Origin of the sequence: Clostridium putrefaciens (genome assembly GCF_900461105.1) — a bacterium.
Classification (GTDB): Bacteria; Bacillota; Clostridia; order Clostridiales; family Clostridiaceae; genus Clostridium_L; species Clostridium_L putrefaciens.
On the sequence record NZ_UFWZ01000001.1, the window covers coordinates 2,372,967 to 2,388,547 of the forward strand.

The 15,581-nt window shown below is 28.3% G+C and carries 16 protein-coding genes; 3 read left to right on the forward strand and 13 right to left on the reverse strand.

Going from position 1 to position 15,581, the window contains the following annotated elements; genetic code table 11:
* Nucleotides 1-287 precede the first annotated feature (287 nt).
* Nucleotides 288-707: a bacteriohemerythrin gene (locus DY168_RS10685; RefSeq protein WP_115641736.1), complete on the forward strand. Its 420-nt coding sequence runs from the start codon at nucleotides 288-290 to the stop codon at nucleotides 705-707.
* A 91-nt stretch (nucleotides 708-798) separates the two neighbouring features.
* On the opposite strand, the gene DY168_RS14695 is transcribed toward DY168_RS10685, so the two are convergent.
* The 5 genes from DY168_RS14695 to DY168_RS10705 form a co-directional block, all read right to left on the reverse strand.
* Nucleotides 799-975, reverse strand: a complete 177-nt coding sequence (locus DY168_RS14695; protein ID WP_172556326.1) for a hypothetical protein — start codon at nucleotides 973-975, stop codon at nucleotides 799-801.
* Between the two features lie 49 nt (nucleotides 976-1,024).
* A complete protein-coding gene (locus tag DY168_RS10690; RefSeq protein ID WP_115641737.1) occupies nucleotides 1,025-1,219 on the reverse strand; it encodes a DUF4250 domain-containing protein in 195 nt (64 codons plus the stop codon).
* A 104-nt stretch (nucleotides 1,220-1,323) separates the two neighbouring features.
* A complete protein-coding gene (locus DY168_RS10695) occupies nucleotides 1,324-2,625 on the reverse strand; it encodes a murein hydrolase activator EnvC family protein (protein WP_172556327.1) in 1,302 nt (433 codons plus the stop codon).
* Nucleotides 2,626-2,762: 137 nt separating this feature from the next.
* Nucleotides 2,763-3,908, reverse strand: a complete 1,146-nt coding sequence (gene thiI / locus DY168_RS10700) for a tRNA uracil 4-sulfurtransferase ThiI (RefSeq protein ID WP_115641739.1) — start codon at nucleotides 3,906-3,908, stop codon at nucleotides 2,763-2,765.
* The gene (locus tag DY168_RS10705; RefSeq protein ID WP_115641740.1) at nucleotides 3,905-5,044 is read right to left on the reverse strand and encodes a cysteine desulfurase family protein; all 1,140 of its coding nucleotides are present in this window, start codon (nucleotides 5,042-5,044) and stop codon (nucleotides 3,905-3,907) included. The genes thiI and DY168_RS10705 overlap by 4 nt, the downstream gene beginning before the upstream one ends.
* A gap of 193 nt (nucleotides 5,045-5,237) precedes the next feature.
* Between DY168_RS10705 and DY168_RS10710 the strand changes: the two genes are divergently transcribed.
* On the forward strand, nucleotides 5,238-5,522 hold the full coding sequence (locus tag DY168_RS10710) for a PspC domain-containing protein (RefSeq protein ID WP_115641741.1): 285 nt from the start codon (nucleotides 5,238-5,240) through the stop codon (nucleotides 5,520-5,522).
* Nucleotides 5,523-5,616: 94 nt separating this feature from the next.
* Here the strand turns inward: DY168_RS10710 and DY168_RS10715 are convergent, their stop codons facing one another.
* The 3 genes from DY168_RS10715 to DY168_RS10725 all read right to left on the reverse strand — a co-directional run bounded on the left by DY168_RS10715 (nucleotide 5,617) and on the right by DY168_RS10725 (nucleotide 7,006).
* Nucleotides 5,617-6,213, reverse strand: coding sequence for an ECF transporter S component (locus DY168_RS10715; protein ID WP_115641742.1), 597 nt, complete (start codon nucleotides 6,211-6,213; stop codon nucleotides 5,617-5,619).
* A 350-nt stretch (nucleotides 6,214-6,563) separates the two neighbouring features.
* Nucleotides 6,564-6,809 carry a spore coat protein gene (locus DY168_RS10720; protein ID WP_115641743.1) on the reverse strand — a complete coding sequence of 82 codons (246 nt, stop codon included), beginning with the start codon at nucleotides 6,807-6,809 and terminating at the stop codon, nucleotides 6,564-6,566.
* Nucleotides 6,810-6,823: 14 nt separating this feature from the next.
* A complete protein-coding gene (locus DY168_RS10725; RefSeq protein WP_115641744.1) occupies nucleotides 6,824-7,006 on the reverse strand; it encodes a hypothetical protein in 183 nt (60 codons plus the stop codon).
* Between the two features lie 316 nt (nucleotides 7,007-7,322).
* On the opposite strand from DY168_RS10725, the gene mnmA reads away from it, so the two are divergent.
* The gene (gene mnmA, locus DY168_RS10730) at nucleotides 7,323-8,459 is read left to right on the forward strand and encodes a tRNA 2-thiouridine(34) synthase MnmA (protein WP_115641745.1); all 1,137 of its coding nucleotides are present in this window, start codon (nucleotides 7,323-7,325) and stop codon (nucleotides 8,457-8,459) included.
* A 209-nt stretch (nucleotides 8,460-8,668) separates the two neighbouring features.
* Here the strand turns inward: mnmA and clpB are convergent, their stop codons facing one another.
* The 5 genes from clpB to DY168_RS10755 all read right to left on the reverse strand — a co-directional run bounded on the left by clpB (nucleotide 8,669) and on the right by DY168_RS10755 (nucleotide 15,561).
* Nucleotides 8,669-11,284, reverse strand: a complete 2,616-nt coding sequence (clpB, locus tag DY168_RS10735; RefSeq protein WP_115641746.1) for an ATP-dependent chaperone ClpB — start codon at nucleotides 11,282-11,284, stop codon at nucleotides 8,669-8,671.
* A 151-nt stretch (nucleotides 11,285-11,435) separates the two neighbouring features.
* Nucleotides 11,436-12,695 (reverse strand): helix-turn-helix domain-containing protein, encoded by a 1,260-nt coding sequence (locus DY168_RS10740; RefSeq protein WP_115641747.1) that lies wholly within the window; start codon nucleotides 12,693-12,695, stop codon nucleotides 11,436-11,438.
* A 48-nt stretch (nucleotides 12,696-12,743) separates the two neighbouring features.
* A complete protein-coding gene (locus DY168_RS10745) occupies nucleotides 12,744-14,048 on the reverse strand; it encodes a helix-turn-helix transcriptional regulator (protein ID WP_115641748.1) in 1,305 nt (434 codons plus the stop codon).
* 285 nt (nucleotides 14,049-14,333) lie between these two features.
* Nucleotides 14,334-14,513, reverse strand: a complete 180-nt coding sequence (locus tag DY168_RS10750; RefSeq protein WP_115641749.1) for a hypothetical protein — start codon at nucleotides 14,511-14,513, stop codon at nucleotides 14,334-14,336.
* 88 nt (nucleotides 14,514-14,601) lie between these two features.
* Nucleotides 14,602-15,561 (reverse strand): ribonuclease H1 domain-containing protein, encoded by a 960-nt coding sequence (locus DY168_RS10755; RefSeq protein ID WP_115641750.1) that lies wholly within the window; start codon nucleotides 15,559-15,561, stop codon nucleotides 14,602-14,604.
* Nucleotides 15,562-15,581 lie beyond the last annotated feature (20 nt).

The following is a 15,581-nucleotide window of genomic DNA, read 5'->3' on the forward strand; positions in this document are numbered from 1 at the left end:
CCATTAGTAATATCATTATACTATATATTGTTTTAATAAGAGATAAGTTTACTATATATTTTCTTTTTTTAAAATAACATTTTCTTTTATTAATAATAGAAGTATTTATTTTTGTATTATCAATGAATTATAGCATTTATATATCTGTTTTTCAAGTTAAGTTAATTTTCAGAACTAATTTCTTATAACTATCAATGATTGAATACTCTACAAACTAATTCTCAAAATATAGATTAAGTAATTTTATGATATAATTATATATCTATTATTAAATAAGGAGGATTTTTATGTTTTTTTGGAAAGATTATTATAGTGTTAATATAATTAATATAGATAATCAACATAAAGAGCTGTTTAGAATTGCAAATAAATTATCTAATTTTATAAAAGAATATGATATTACAACTGATCAATATGATGATATTAAACAAATTTTAAATGAGCTAACAGATTATACAATATATCACTTTCAATTTGAGGAAAATCTAATGCTTACCAATGGATATGAAGATATTTCTATACATAAAGTTCAACACGAGACCTTTATAAATAAAATAAAGATGTTAGAATTCAATGAAGATATCTATATAAATCAAAAAAGATCTATGCTAGAAGCACTTTCTTTTTTATTGGACTGGGTAAGTAACCATATACTTATAACGGATATGAAATATAAAGCTTTTCTTAATGGAAAGGGCGTAATATAATTAAACTTTTAAATTAGGTAATCCCCTTAAATTCATAGTCTAATTTAAGGGGTCTTTTATTAATCTTTTTTGAAACTTCTATGTAATATCGCTATCTTTTATTTTTACAATTACACTTTGACTCACCCTTAGATGTATCTCTCCCCTTACACCCACATCCAAATGATTTTATAACCTTTTCTTTAAACACATTTTCTGTATAGCCCTCATAACCATGTTCTAAATTTTCTTTTAATATAGATTCATTTATTTCTTTTAAAACCTTCATACAAAGTAACCTTCTTTCCTCACTATTTAGTCTAATACAACTTATAAAGCTATTTTTGTGTAAATTGATTAATTTTAATATTATATATATAACCTGATTTTGATAGTTTATTTATTAACTCGTCCCTATCTAAATCATAACTTTTAATTAAATCTTCTAGTATATTAAATTCATCTCTTAGCTTCATATTTAATATACTTAAGAGCATATTGGGATCCATATTTTTAATCATTTCTTTATCCATATCATAACTCCTTTCTATATTATATTATCCATAATCAATATAATATATATACAACAAAAAGGAAAGCATATAATACTATATGCTTTCCTTTTATATCATTTAGATTATTGTATATATGACATGGGGTTTACTACACTTCCATTTATTCTAACTTCAAAATGGAGATGTGGACCTGTACTAATACCCGTTGAGCCTACCTGTGCAATAACTTGTCCTTGTTTTACTTGCTGCCCTGAGGATACATTAAGGCTCTCAGCATGCGCATAAACAGTTTGTACACCATTTCCATGACTTAAAATAATCATATTTCCATATATATTATTATACGTTGCTGTAATAACAGTACCACTTTGAGCTGCTTTTATAGACGTTCCTCTTCCTACTGCTATATCCACTCCATGATGCATACCCTTAGCGCCAGTTATTGGATGAATCCTTTCACCGAACCCATTAGTGATACTTCCACCTACAGGTCTTATAAATCCTGATGAATTACCCTGGTTGTTATCCTTTAGCGGAGCTTTTTCTTCCGGTTTGCTGTTAATTTGTTCTTTAATAAAGCTATCTATTTGTTGTCTCGCTTTATCATTAAATTGTACAAGTTTTGATACATCTTGCTCGTTTGAAGACTTCTCTTTTTCTAATTTATTTATAGTTAATTTCTTATTCTCTTCAATAATATTTAGATCTGATATTATTCTTTGTCCATTATCTTTTTCAGTTAACAATTCCTTTTGAGTAGATTTTACCTTTTCTTTATTAACTGATAATAAAATCATCTTTTTATCTAAATTGTTCTTTTCTTCTTCTAAGCCTTTTCTTTCACTTTCTAGATTCTCTTTCATACTTCTTACTTCTTCTATAAGTTCTTTATCTAGTTTTATCATGCGACTAATATTATTTACCCTTGAAATTAAATCTCCAAAATCACCACTATCTAAAATAGCTTTTAAGATTGCATCTGTTGGGTTATTTATGTACATTCCTCTAAGTCTTTGACCTAATATTTCTTCCTTTTCTTTCTCTTCTTCTTCACGTTTTTTTATTTCTTCAGTCTTTTTGTTAATCATATCTTCTGTTTCTTTGATATCTTTAGAAATTAATGATACATTCTCCTCGATCTTAGCTATCTCGTTTTCGTAATGACTTATCTTAGATTTTATATCTTCAAGTTGTTTTTCTTTTTCTTGTAATTTATTTTGAAGAGAATTTAAATCTACTTTTAAATCATATTGTATTTTAGGTATTTCTTTATTTCTATTTTCTAGTTCTTTTATCTTTTTATTATTTTCTTGTATTTCATTTTCTTTCTTATTTACATAACTCGGAGCTGCATAAACGACATTAACCGTAGTAAAAAGCAAAGAAACACTTATGAAAATACATAAATACTTCTTTTTAAACAAAAAACCATCTCCTTTGTTAAGTTTAACTACACCCATTATACTATATTTTTATATTTTTTGTCGTAATATATCTTAACTTTTTGTTAACTATATATAAAGGCGAAAAGTATTTAATAACACTTTTCGCCTTTGTATATTTAAAATTCTATTAATTCAGTATTGTTTATTGCTTCTTTTACTAATAGTTCTATATCTAAAGCCTCTTCAGACTTTATTATTTCTTTAAGTCTTGGCTTAGTTTTAGGATGTTTTGGAACAAAGATAGTACAACAATCTTCATAAGGTAGTATAGATGTATCATAAGTTCCCGCTTCCCTTGCTATATCCATTATATCATTCTTATCCATAGCTATTAATGGTCTAAAAACAGGTCTATCTGATACGTCATCACTTACTATTAACCCTTCCATAGTTTGACTTGCTACCTGACCTACACTTTCACCAGTTGTTACTGAGTCTATACCCTTTACACTTGCAAGTTTGCAGGCAAGTCTCATCATAAATCTTCTCATTATTATTGTAAGTTCATCTTCTCTGCACTTTTCAACTATGCCCATCTGTATGTCAGTAAAAGGTACTACATAAAGCTTTATATGCCCAGTATAAGACGCTAGTATCTTTGATAAATCTTTTACCTTTTCTTTAGCTCTTTCACTAGTATAGGGTGAACTATGGTAATAAACGCAGCTTAATTCTACTCCCCGTCTACCCATTAAGTACCCTGCAACTGGAGAATCAAACCCACCTGATAGCATAAGCATTGTGCTTCCATTCATACCATAAGGCATTCCGCCTATAGCTTTTATTTTCTTTTCATATACATAGGCATTTTTTCTTATTTCAATATTTAAAATATATTCAGGTTTATTTACGTTAACTATCATTTCTTCCATATTGCTTAATATGTAGGAACCAAGATCCCTACTAACATCTAAAGAACCTATAGGAAAATCTTTGTTTGCCCTTTTAGTTTCCACCTTAAAGTCATGTGGATTTATATCTTTCATAACCTTTAAGGCCTCTACTTTAATTTCTTCAATTTCTGCTGGTATCATTCTAACAATACAAAGCTCAGCAATACCAAAGACTCTCTTAACTCTATCTATTATTCCTTGAAGGTCCTCTCCTGCTATAAACCATCTATTTTGATCTGTTATAAATTCATAATCAATATCCTTTAATACCTTTTTTATATTTTCTTTAAGCTTTTTTTCAAATTTATTTCTATTTAAACCCTTAAGAAATATTTCTGATGCGTATTTTACTAATATTATTCTTTTCATATTTTAACTCTCCTTAAAAATCCAAGTGACTTTTTTAGCACTTGCAAAGTATAATCTATTTCATCTCTAGTTGTAAACTCTGAAAAGCTAAATCTAATAGCACCCTCTAGGTAATCATTAGGCACTAAAAGAGCTTTTAAAATTCTACTTTCTTTAGAGTTTTTTGATGAACATGCAGATCCTGTAGAAACATAAATACCATCATCCTCTAAAGCATGAAGCAAAACCTCTCCTTTTATATTTTTAAAACTTATATTTAATATGTAAGGACTAAACTCATCCTTTAGTGGGCTATTTATCCTAACCCCTTCAAAATCTTTTAATTCCTCAATAAAATATGCTTTAATAGACTTAACCTTAATATAATTTTCTTTTATATTATCACACATAATCTTACTTGCTAATGCTAATGCGGTTATAGATGCAACATTTTCAGTGCCCCCTCTAAAACCTTTTTCTTGACCTCCACCTTCAATAAGTGGTTTAGGTCTTAGCTTATTTTTTATATATAAAAACCCTACACCTCTAGGTGCATGAATTTTATGTCCACTAGCAGATAACAAGTCAATATTACATTCTTGTACATTTATATTAAGCTTTCCGAAACCTTGTACTGAATCCACATGAAATTTAGCTCTGTGGCTTTTTTCTTTTATTATGTTCCCTATGGACTTTAAATCTTGGATTATACCAGTCTCGTTATTTACATGCATTAAAGATACAAGCACTGTATCTTTATTTATACTATTTTTAAGCTCCTCTAAGTCAATCTTTCCTTCTGTATCTAAAGAAAGATATGTAACTTTTACGCCTTGTTTTTCCATTTCTTTTATTGTATTTAAAACACTAGAATGCTCAGTAGCACAAGTTATAATATGATTACCAGATTTAACAAAGCCCTTAATAGCAAGATTATTACTTTCACTACCCCCAGATGTAAATATAATTTCTTCTTTTGAACAATTTATTGTGTTACTAATGGTATCTCTAGCCTCATTTAATTTCTTTTCTGCCATAAAACCTAATTTATGAGCAGAAGATGGATTACCATAAACCTCTTTCATTGTAGACACTAAAATCTCTATAACCTCATTATAAGGTTTCGTGGTAGCACTGTTATCTAAATATATTTCCATATATATCACCTACTTTAATATTATTATCTCTAATTTCTTCTTATTAATTATAAACATTATATAAATATATATCCACTACTTATTTTAATATTACTATAGTCATATTAAATTGTTACTCTGATAACTAGTTATAATACACTTATAATCATATAATGTAATCATAAAAACAAATTTAATGTTAGGAGGAATTTATATGAATGATAAAAAAAGATTATATAAAATTAAAGACCAATCAATGATTTCTGGTGTTTGTGCTGGGGTTGCTGAATATTTTGATATAGATGTATCTATTGTAAGATTAGTTTGGATAGGTCTAGCCTTTATTTATTTTGTAGGTGTTATAGTTTATATTGCAGCTGCTATTGTATTACCTGATAAAAAAGATTTAATAAAAAAAGATCCAAATTTTAATAAACCCTTTGAAGATGTAGATTATCATGAATCGAAGAAAAATTATACTGAAAATGATTTTAAATAACATGTTTCAATATTAGATACAATTTCAAAAAATACTTTTAAACAATTAAAGCTTGCACTTTTAATGTGCAAGCTTTAATTAATTTATTTAAACTTTATTTAGTATACCTTTTATCTTTTATTATCTTATTTACAGCTCCTACCACTGAAACAGTTATTAATACTGCAGCTATGGCTTCTAAAATACCGTTAGTATATGCTATCCCAAAAATAGTTTTTGTTGCCTTTGCAATAGTAAGACCTTTTCCCTCTGCATACTTGTCCACATACAGTACATATATCATAAATAAAACTCCTACTGTATTTGTTAAAGACCCTACCGCAGCTCCTATACCTATACTCAAAGACTCATTTTTCACCTTAATTAGTTTATAACTATAATAAGATGTTAAACCAATTAATACCCTTGGTAATATAGACACCAAAGGATTTATAAATGCAAAAGATAACATATTGGGAGCAACTATGTTTTGTATAAGACTAAACCCCCCAAATATGAATCCTATAAGCATTCCAACCTTAGGTCCTTCTACTATGGCACCAATTATTACAGGTATATGCATTATAGTTATTTTTGCTATAGGAAGCTGGATAAATCCATATCCTGTAGCACCTAATACAATACATATTGCTGATAGCATTCCTACCACTGTAAGTTGTCTTGTTTTTGATAGTGTTGTTCTATTTTCCATGACATCCTCCTCACTCTTATTCCTTATAGGATATAAGTTGAATATTAGTTTTACTGTATATAAGTTCGACTTCTAAAAGAATATCGACTAATCTTATTTTATCACTTCTTTTTAGAAATGTTAATATCTTTTTTTTAATAGTGTACTCCAGATTATAATTTTCAAGTTTTATATTATGAAATAATTAATAAGACTTTTGAATTTATATTTTAATTTGAAGATTGCTTCTCTGAAAGGTATAATAATAAAGGCTTTCAAATAATTAATTTGAAAGCCTTTATTATTTAATTTATTTTTATATTTTTAGAATTAATCAAACTTCAAATTTAATTTCAGTAGTTTTAAATACTTTAACCATTAAACTGAGATTTAACTTCTTGTATCTCTTCAGAATTTGCCTGTGCTGCTGGCTTATAAAACCCTTTTTGGGATGCAACTTTAAATAAGTTATATTGACCTTCCTCATCACAATTTCGTATTTGCTGAATAGTTTGCCTTAATTGCTGATTTTCTGTTTGACTTATAACACTTGCATATCCTGTAAGGCTACTATTTACCATAGATAAAATATCATTAACCATTTCTTTATCTTGCATTTATACCCCTCCTTCTAACCTAGAAAATTAATTAATTTTTGTTTTGTATTTTCTGCATCCGTAGCAGACTTTTCAAACATTTGTTTTATTTGTGGATCTGTAGCATTTTGTGCATAATCACTAAGCTTTTTGTTTGCTGTTTCATGAGATCCTATAAGATGCCTTAAATTTTGTAATTCTAAATGATTTAATTGCATTTCAACCTCTCCTTTTAATCTAATTGATTTTACCTTCTTAGTATTAGAATTATTATCTTAAACTATACACTTTTTAATTTACTATATATCCCCCCGCATGTTAGAATAAGGTATATTTACCTTTTAAAATTAGTTATACGAATCCTTATTATGCTTTGTACTTATATTTAAAAAATATTTAACACAAAATATTGATTAATAATTCATTTTGTGTTAAAAATATTTAGTCAGTAAAATAGCCAAAGAAAGTATATGTATGTATAATAGAATTATTAATATGAGGGGAGGAAGATGTCGTTTTTTGACATTGATATATATGAAAGATCCTAAAGATACAAAGGTAATTGTTGGAATGTCCGGCGGTGTAGATTCTTCTGTAGCCGCATTATTGCTTAAAGAGCAGGGGTATAATGTGGTGGGTATATTTATGAAGAATTGGGATGAAAAAGATGCTAATGGCGCCTGCACAGCCACTGAAGATTATGAGGATGTTAGAAGAGTTTGTGATCAACTAGAAATCCCATATTATACGGTAAACTTCGTTAAAGAATATTGGGATAGAGTTTTTACCTACTTTTTAGAAGAATATAAAAAAGGAAGAACTCCAAATCCTGATGTAATGTGCAATAAAGAAATAAAATTTAAAGCCTTTTTAGATATGGCTTTAAAATTAGATGCTGATTATATAGCTATGGGTCACTATGCAAATGTAGTGTTTAAAGATGGAGAATACAAACTTTTAAGAGGTGCAGATACTAATAAAGACCAAACTTATTTTTTATGCAAACTAAATCAATATCAGCTTTCTAAATCATTATTTCCAATAGGTCATTTAGAAAAACCCAAACTAAGAGAAATAGCAAAAAGTGCAAATCTTGAAACTGCTAATAAAAAAGATAGCACTGGCGTTTGTTTTATAGGAGAAAGAGATTTCAATAAATTTTTAAGTGAGTTTCTACCTGCAAGATCCGGTGAAATAAAAACTTTATCCGGAGAGGTCAAGGGGAATCATAATGGACTTATGTACTACACCTTAGGTCAAAGAAAAGGACTTGGAATAGGTGGTGAAGGGACTGCTTGGTTTGTAGCTGAAAAGGATCTTAAAACCAATACACTTTACGTAGCTCAAGGTGAGGATAACCCGCTTTTATATTCTTACGGGCTTATAGCTACGGATTTAAGTTTTATAAGCAATAATCCTAAGCCTAAAAGATTTAAATGTACTGCTAAATTTAGATATAGACAGCCAGACCAAAATGTTACAGTAACTATTATGGAAGATGATACATGTTTTGTGGAATTTGAAGATAAACAAAAGGCTATAACTCCAGGACAAGAGGTAGTTTTTTATGATGACTTAGAATGTCTTGGTGGAGCTACTATAGACAAATATTTTAAAAGTTTAGATAGCATGAACAAATTTAAACAATATAACTTATCAAGTGATTCTTAGACTCAGGTGGAGTTTGCTTATAAGGAATACATCTCTCCATCTGAGTCTTAGAAGAACTTATCCAGTGGCGTAGCAGCCGTCATCCCCCACCTTGAAGAGGGTAGGGGTGTTACGGATAGTAGCCATCGGATAAAGTTTTAAAATAAAAAGGTGACCGAGATACATAATATTTCGGTCACCTTTTTGTTTTTATTATTACATTTTTAGCCTTATATTGATTTATTAATATTTTCTTTAATTGTTATTTCTCCATCTTCCATTATCACCTTTATATTATTACCTTCTTTTATTTCTCCGGAAATAATTTTTCTAGCTATTTTTGTTTCTAAAGCGTTTTCGATGTATCTTTTAAGTGGTCTTGCACCATAGATAGGATCATAGCCTTCCTTCGCTATAAGAATCTTTACTTCTTTTGTTATATTTAATTTTATATTTTTTTCTTCTAATCTATAATCTAAATCCTTCAAAAATATATCTATAATTTTTATTATTCCTTCTTTAGATAATGGTTTAAATAAAATTATGTCATCCATTCTATTAAGAAATTCTGGTTTAAATCTATCTTTCATTTCCTTCAATACCGCATCTTTTATATCACTTTCTATATAATCTTCTTTACTATTTTGAAGTAAATGTTGACTTCCTATATTAGATGTCATAATTATAATTGTATTTTTAAAATCTATAATATTGCCTTTATTATCAGTCAACCTTCCATCATCTAAAATTTGAAGAAATATATTAAATACATCTTCATTAGCTTTTTCTATCTCATCAAAAAGTATAACACTGTATGGTTTTCTCCTAACAGCTTCTGTTAATTGACCACCCTCTTCGTAACCTACATAACCTGGAGGTGAACCTATAAGTCGAGATACTGAAAACTTCTCCATGTATTCTGACATATCTATTCTTATAATATTTTCCTCGCTATCAAATAATGTTCTGGCTAAGGTTTTAGCAAGTTCTGTCTTCCCAACTCCTGTAGGACCTAAAAATATAAAAGATCCAATTGGTTTGTTTGGACTTTTAAGTCCTGCCCTAGCTCTAATAACAGCATTTACTACAGCCTTTATAGGTTCTTCTTGATCTATAACTCTTAATTTTAGTTCATCTTCAAGTCTTAAAAGTTTATTTCTTTCCCCTTCTAAAAGTCTTGAAACAGGAATACCCGTCCACTTTGATACTATGTTAGATATTTCCTCCTCCGTTACCTCCTCTTTTAACAGTGCCCCTTCGTAGTTATCTTTAATTAACTTTTCTTTTTCTTCAATCTTCATTTCTATTTGTGGAAGCCTGCCATACTTTAATTCTGCTACCTTATTTAAATCATATTCTCTCTCGTACTTTTCAATTTGACCCCTAACATCGTCAAGCTCAGTTTTTAAATCTCTAACTTCTAAGATATGAGACTTTTCTTTATCATACTTAGCTGTCATAGCCTTATCCTTTTCTTTTAATTCACTAAGTTCCTTTTCTAAATTCATTAATCTTTCTTTAGAAAAGCTATCTTTTTCTTTACTTAAGATTTCAAGTTCAATTTCTAGTTGGAATATCCTTCTTCTAATAATATCAAGTTCTGTAGGCAAACTATCTATTTCCATTCTTATCATTGCACCTGCTTCATCCATAATATCTATGGCCTTATCTGGCAAGAATCTATCTGTTATATATCTATCGGATAATTTAACTGAAGCTATTAAAGCTGAATCATGAATTCTTACCCCATGATGTATTTCAAATCTTTCTTTTAATCCCCTTAATATAGATATAGTATCTTCTACAGATGGCTCTCCTATTATTACAGGTTGAAATCTTCTTTCTAAAGCTTTGTCTTTTTCAATATACTTCCTATATTCGTCAAAAGTAGTAGCACCTATGCAATGAAGCTCCCCCCTAGCTAACAGAGGTTTTATAAGATTACCCGCATCCATAGAGCCCTCTACCTTACCTGCTCCTACTATATTATGAAGTTCATCAATAAATAAAATTATTTTTCCATTACTTCTTTGAACTTCTTTCAATACTGCTTTTAATCTTTCTTCAAATTCTCCTCTATATTTAGCTCCTGCAATTAAAGCTCCCATATCTAATGAAAATATTATCTTATCTTTAAGAGTTTCTGGAATATCTCCTCTTACAATTCTTTCTGCAAGACCTTCAACTATAGCTGTTTTACCAACTCCAGGTTCACCTATTAATACAGGATTGTTTTTAGTCCTTCTAGATAATATTCTAATAGTTCTTCTTATTTCTTCATCTCTTCCTATAACAGGATCTAACTTATGATTTCTCGCAAGCTCTACAAGATTCACACCATATTTTTTTAGAGCATCATATGTCCCTTCTGGGTCTACAGTATCCACCCTTTGATTTCCTCTAGTTTTAGCTAATTCATTCATAAAATCCTTTTTAACTATCCCATTACCTTTCATTATCTTTCCTGTAAGTCCATTAAAATCTATATCCATTATTGATAACATAACATGTTCAACACTAACATAAGAATCTTTAAAATTGTTGGCTATTTTTTCTGCTGCAATAAATACTTCTTCTATACCTCTTGTAGGATATACAGAATTAGCAGCAGCGCCACTTCCTAAAACCTTTGGAAGTCTATCTAATTCACTGTCTATATTATCATTTAATGATTTTAAATTTATCCCCATCTTTTCTAAGATATTTGGAATAAGTCCATCTTCTTGTTGTACAAGAGCTGCAAAGAGATGTATTATATCAATTTGTTGATGATTATAACTTACAGCCAAAGCATTAGAATCATTCAGTGATTGTTGTACTCTTAATGTTAATTTTTCTATATTCATACATCTTCTCCTCCTAATTATATTTTTTATTTTTATGATATATTATATAGTTTATCAATATATCATAAAAATAAAAAGACTATATTACAATATAATACAATCTTTTTTTTATTAAATATATTATTAAATTACTTTTTAAAAAAGATATTGATCATATCCTCTTTTTAAGGCCTATTGCTAATGTGAAATATTTTATAGCTTCACTTATATCTCCTATTTTATGATACATATTTCCCATTTCCATATATCTTTCATATCGCTCTTGATTATTTGCATATTTAAACAATGCATCTGTAGAGAGGTTCATATACATATCTGCTTTATCATAATGTCCTAGTTTTTGTAATATCACAGATTTAAAATAATATGACTTTTGTATATGTTTTATTTCATCACAAGTTATAGCTAAGTTTAAGGCTTCATTAGAAATTAGTTGCGCTTCATCTAATATACTATTTTCTACTAATACTTCTATGCATCTTAGCATACATCCTACCAATTCCTTTTTGTCATGTTTTGGATATATATTTAATCCATTTTTTATATATTGTGTGGCTTTATCCTTATAACCATTTTCAAACATCGGAATCGCATAGTTTAACATAGCATTAGCTTTTCCTGTATTATCCTCTTTAAAATACTTATAAGATTCCTCTTCATACTGTTCAAAATTTTCTTTTTCCATCTTTAAGGATAATATAGCTAATAAATGATAAATTTCTGCATTTCTAGTATCACCTTTTACATTATCTAAGATATCTATAACCATTGAAACAACCTCATAGGCTTTATCATAATCTTCTATCATCATATAGCATGCGGCTTCATTATATATAACCGTTGATAACATTTCGTAATCTTTCATTTCACTTTCAAATAAATACTTTTTTACAGAGTTATAGTATGTGGCTGCTTGTAGGTATTCTTTATTCATAAATAAATATCTTGCCATATCCTTATAATAAACAAGTCTATTATTATAAGGATCTGATTTTTGACAAAGATCGTAATACTTACTATTTATAATCTGGATATTTTCGAACTTACCAACCTTTAAGTATCCATCAAATAAGATATGTACTATTTCAAATCCTAGGTTATAATATTTGCATTTTAGAGAATAATCTAAATTATATTGGAGTTTCTCCTCTACCTCATCATTAAATGTGCTACCTTTTAATAATTCTATATTATGTTTTATTTGTTCATCAGTGCTTTTCATAAGATAGTCCACATCTAAATCAAGCTTTTTTGCTATATACTTTACAATCCATCTTTCTGGTGCAACCTTCCCATTTTCTATACAACTCATTTTGGATACTGATACTTCATCTTCACATATATCTTTTAATGTAGCCCCTTTATATATTCTAGCTCTTTTAATCTTTTCTCCTGTAGATAATATTTCCATAACTTATCACACCTATCCAAATAAAAATTATTTTCAATGATTTTGCAACTAAATATTTTTAATTACTCCTAGTTTTTTAAACATTGATACTCCTTCATTAAGATATTTTGCTGCACCCTTATCATCTTTATTTTCTATATAATAATTCCCTAAAATTATTGATATTTCTGCAGCTTCTTTATAAAGTTGCATATTTTTTGCAAAATTCAAAGCCATTATTAATGTATTTTCTGCCTCTGAACTGTTTTCGAGTAACATTTCGACTCTATATTTTAAAAGATAATATTTTATTAAAGCATCGTTATCACCATCTTCTATCTTCGATGATATATCTCTTAATGCTTCCATACATTTTTCTTTATCTTTTATCTTTATGTAATTTTCACAAATATTTATAAGAGTCTCTACTATTTTAGGATCTTCATTTCTTAAACGCATGTCCTTAGCCTTATTAAAATGCTCAAATGATTGCTCAATATTTTCAAACTCATAAAATAGTTTACCCAAATTATTTTCAATCTGAGATATTTGAAATGAGTCTTTTAACTCTCTAAATATATCTAAAGTTTTAACAGAATATTTTATAGCATTATCTACGTCTCCCTTTTTATTATATTGGTCTGCTAACAAAAGGAGTGAGTTTGCATAACTTTTTTTATCATCTAACTTACTAAACTTTTCTTTTGCAAGATAAGTGTAGCTTATTGCATCATTTAAACTTTCTAATTTATAAAAGGTATTTGCGATGTAATAATATATCTCACCTATTAAGGCATCGTCTCCCATATTATTTTCTAAAAATGTTTTTTCTGCTTGCTTTAAATAACTACTAGCAGAATAATAAGCCTTTGCATCAAATGTAACCTTTCCTAAATTTAAAAAGGTTTTTACAATCTCTTCATAGCTATTACTTTTTATGAATATAACATTTGATGATAGGAAAAACTGTTGTGCGAGTCCATATTCATTGTGAGATTTATGGATAATAGCTCTTAGATATAGATTTTTTGCCTTTCTATATTCTAAATTATATCTTTCTCCATAATATAAAGCCTTTTCTATATATCCAATAGCACTATTTAAATCCTCATTAAGTATATTAGATTCTGCCATATTCTCAAAAAACAAACATATCTTTTCTGCTTGACTTTCCTCAGATTCCATAAGATAATCTATAGAAGTTTCAAGGGCATAGGCTAAATATTCTAATAGGTCCATACTAGGATTAGATTTTCCTGACTCTACCAGACTTATTTGCCCTGGGGTTATCCGGTCTTTGGCTAAGTCTTTTAATGTCATATTTAGTTCTTTTCTCCGCCTTTTAATCTTTTCACCTAAGGATAAAATCTCCATAATCACTCTTCCTTCATAATACATATTAATAATTCAAAAACCTTGCATGAATATTCTGTTTTATTATACCATATCTTTAATGTAAACCCTATATTTTTTAGAATAAATGTGGTAATTTCAAACTTTATATTTAACTTTTCTATATTTTGTTACATATTGTTACATTATTTCTTCATATTTCTAATAACTTGTAACTTTTTAGACATTTTATTTAAATTTCTTTAATCTTATACAATCTAAAAAAGAGAAGTTTAATAAAAATTAAACTTCTCTTTTTTTGTTTTATTATTTCATAAAGCTTGACATTCCGCTATACATGCTATCGGCTACGTTTCTTATTGTTTTACCTGATTTTCTAATCCTTTTCTTAGTCTTTTTGTCTACCATATCAGTACTCATCATGCTAACAGCAGCACCAATAGCAATTCCTGTAGTTATTCCTGTAATAAATTTAGTCTTCTTCATGCTTAACCACCCCTTTTTTTATTTCTATAGGTAGTTTATACACTTTTTATATTATTAAACGTTGTAATAATTGGAGAATGAATAATACTTATTTTAAAATATTAATTATAATATCATCTTTTAACTTATTATCCAATGATTCCAAGTATTTATTAGTATCTTTAAGTGAAAGACTTTTTATTTTTTTTATAGCATATAATATTTCGTCTTTTTCCTCTATAATGTTTATTGTTTCTAATCCTATGTTTTTATTTTTACTTTCTTTTCTATAATTTTCACTAACAAATTTAGAAATCTTTATATTTTCTTTAGAAGCCTCACTTACTATATCTCCGATATATTCAATTATCTTTTCATCTGTTACTTTTACTTCTTGTTTTTTAAGTAATTTATTGAATATATTTTTTATTTCTACCCCTGCAGCAGACTTTGCAAGTTCATCTGCTAGCTCATTATATAAATCTAAGGTATGACTATCTACTTTGACAAATATTACTTCTAACCTATTTTCCTCCATAGAATGATTCATAAAATTATAATAATCTTGTGATGATTTCCCTTTTCTTTCCCAGTACCCTGTAGCATGGTGGCTTATTCCTTCATAATCATGAAATATAAGTATATTCTTATAGCCTTCTTTTATGGCATATTCAACGCCCCTCATAGCAGCTTTGAGTTCACCTGCTATTTGCCTTGAACACTTTTCGCTATCTTCTATACCGCTTCCTTTTTCAACATATACTATTTCATCTTCTATTATAACCACAAGCCCATATCCATAAACGCCAGTTACTGTGTTAAAGCTTCCATCTACATATATTTGGGGAATATCTTTTGGATACTCATCTATACCTTTCTTAAAAAGTTTGCTATGACTTTTTAAAAACTTTTCTGCTTCCACCAAAGATTCAAAACTTTTATATTTAGCGCTCTTTACACCTTTTACATAACTTAAACACTCGTTCCAACTATTAACTATCTTATTGGTTATTTTTTCACCTTTTACACCGTCATATCCTTCTTTTATTGCATAAAACTTCTTTCCCATCTATTACCTCACCTTGTCTT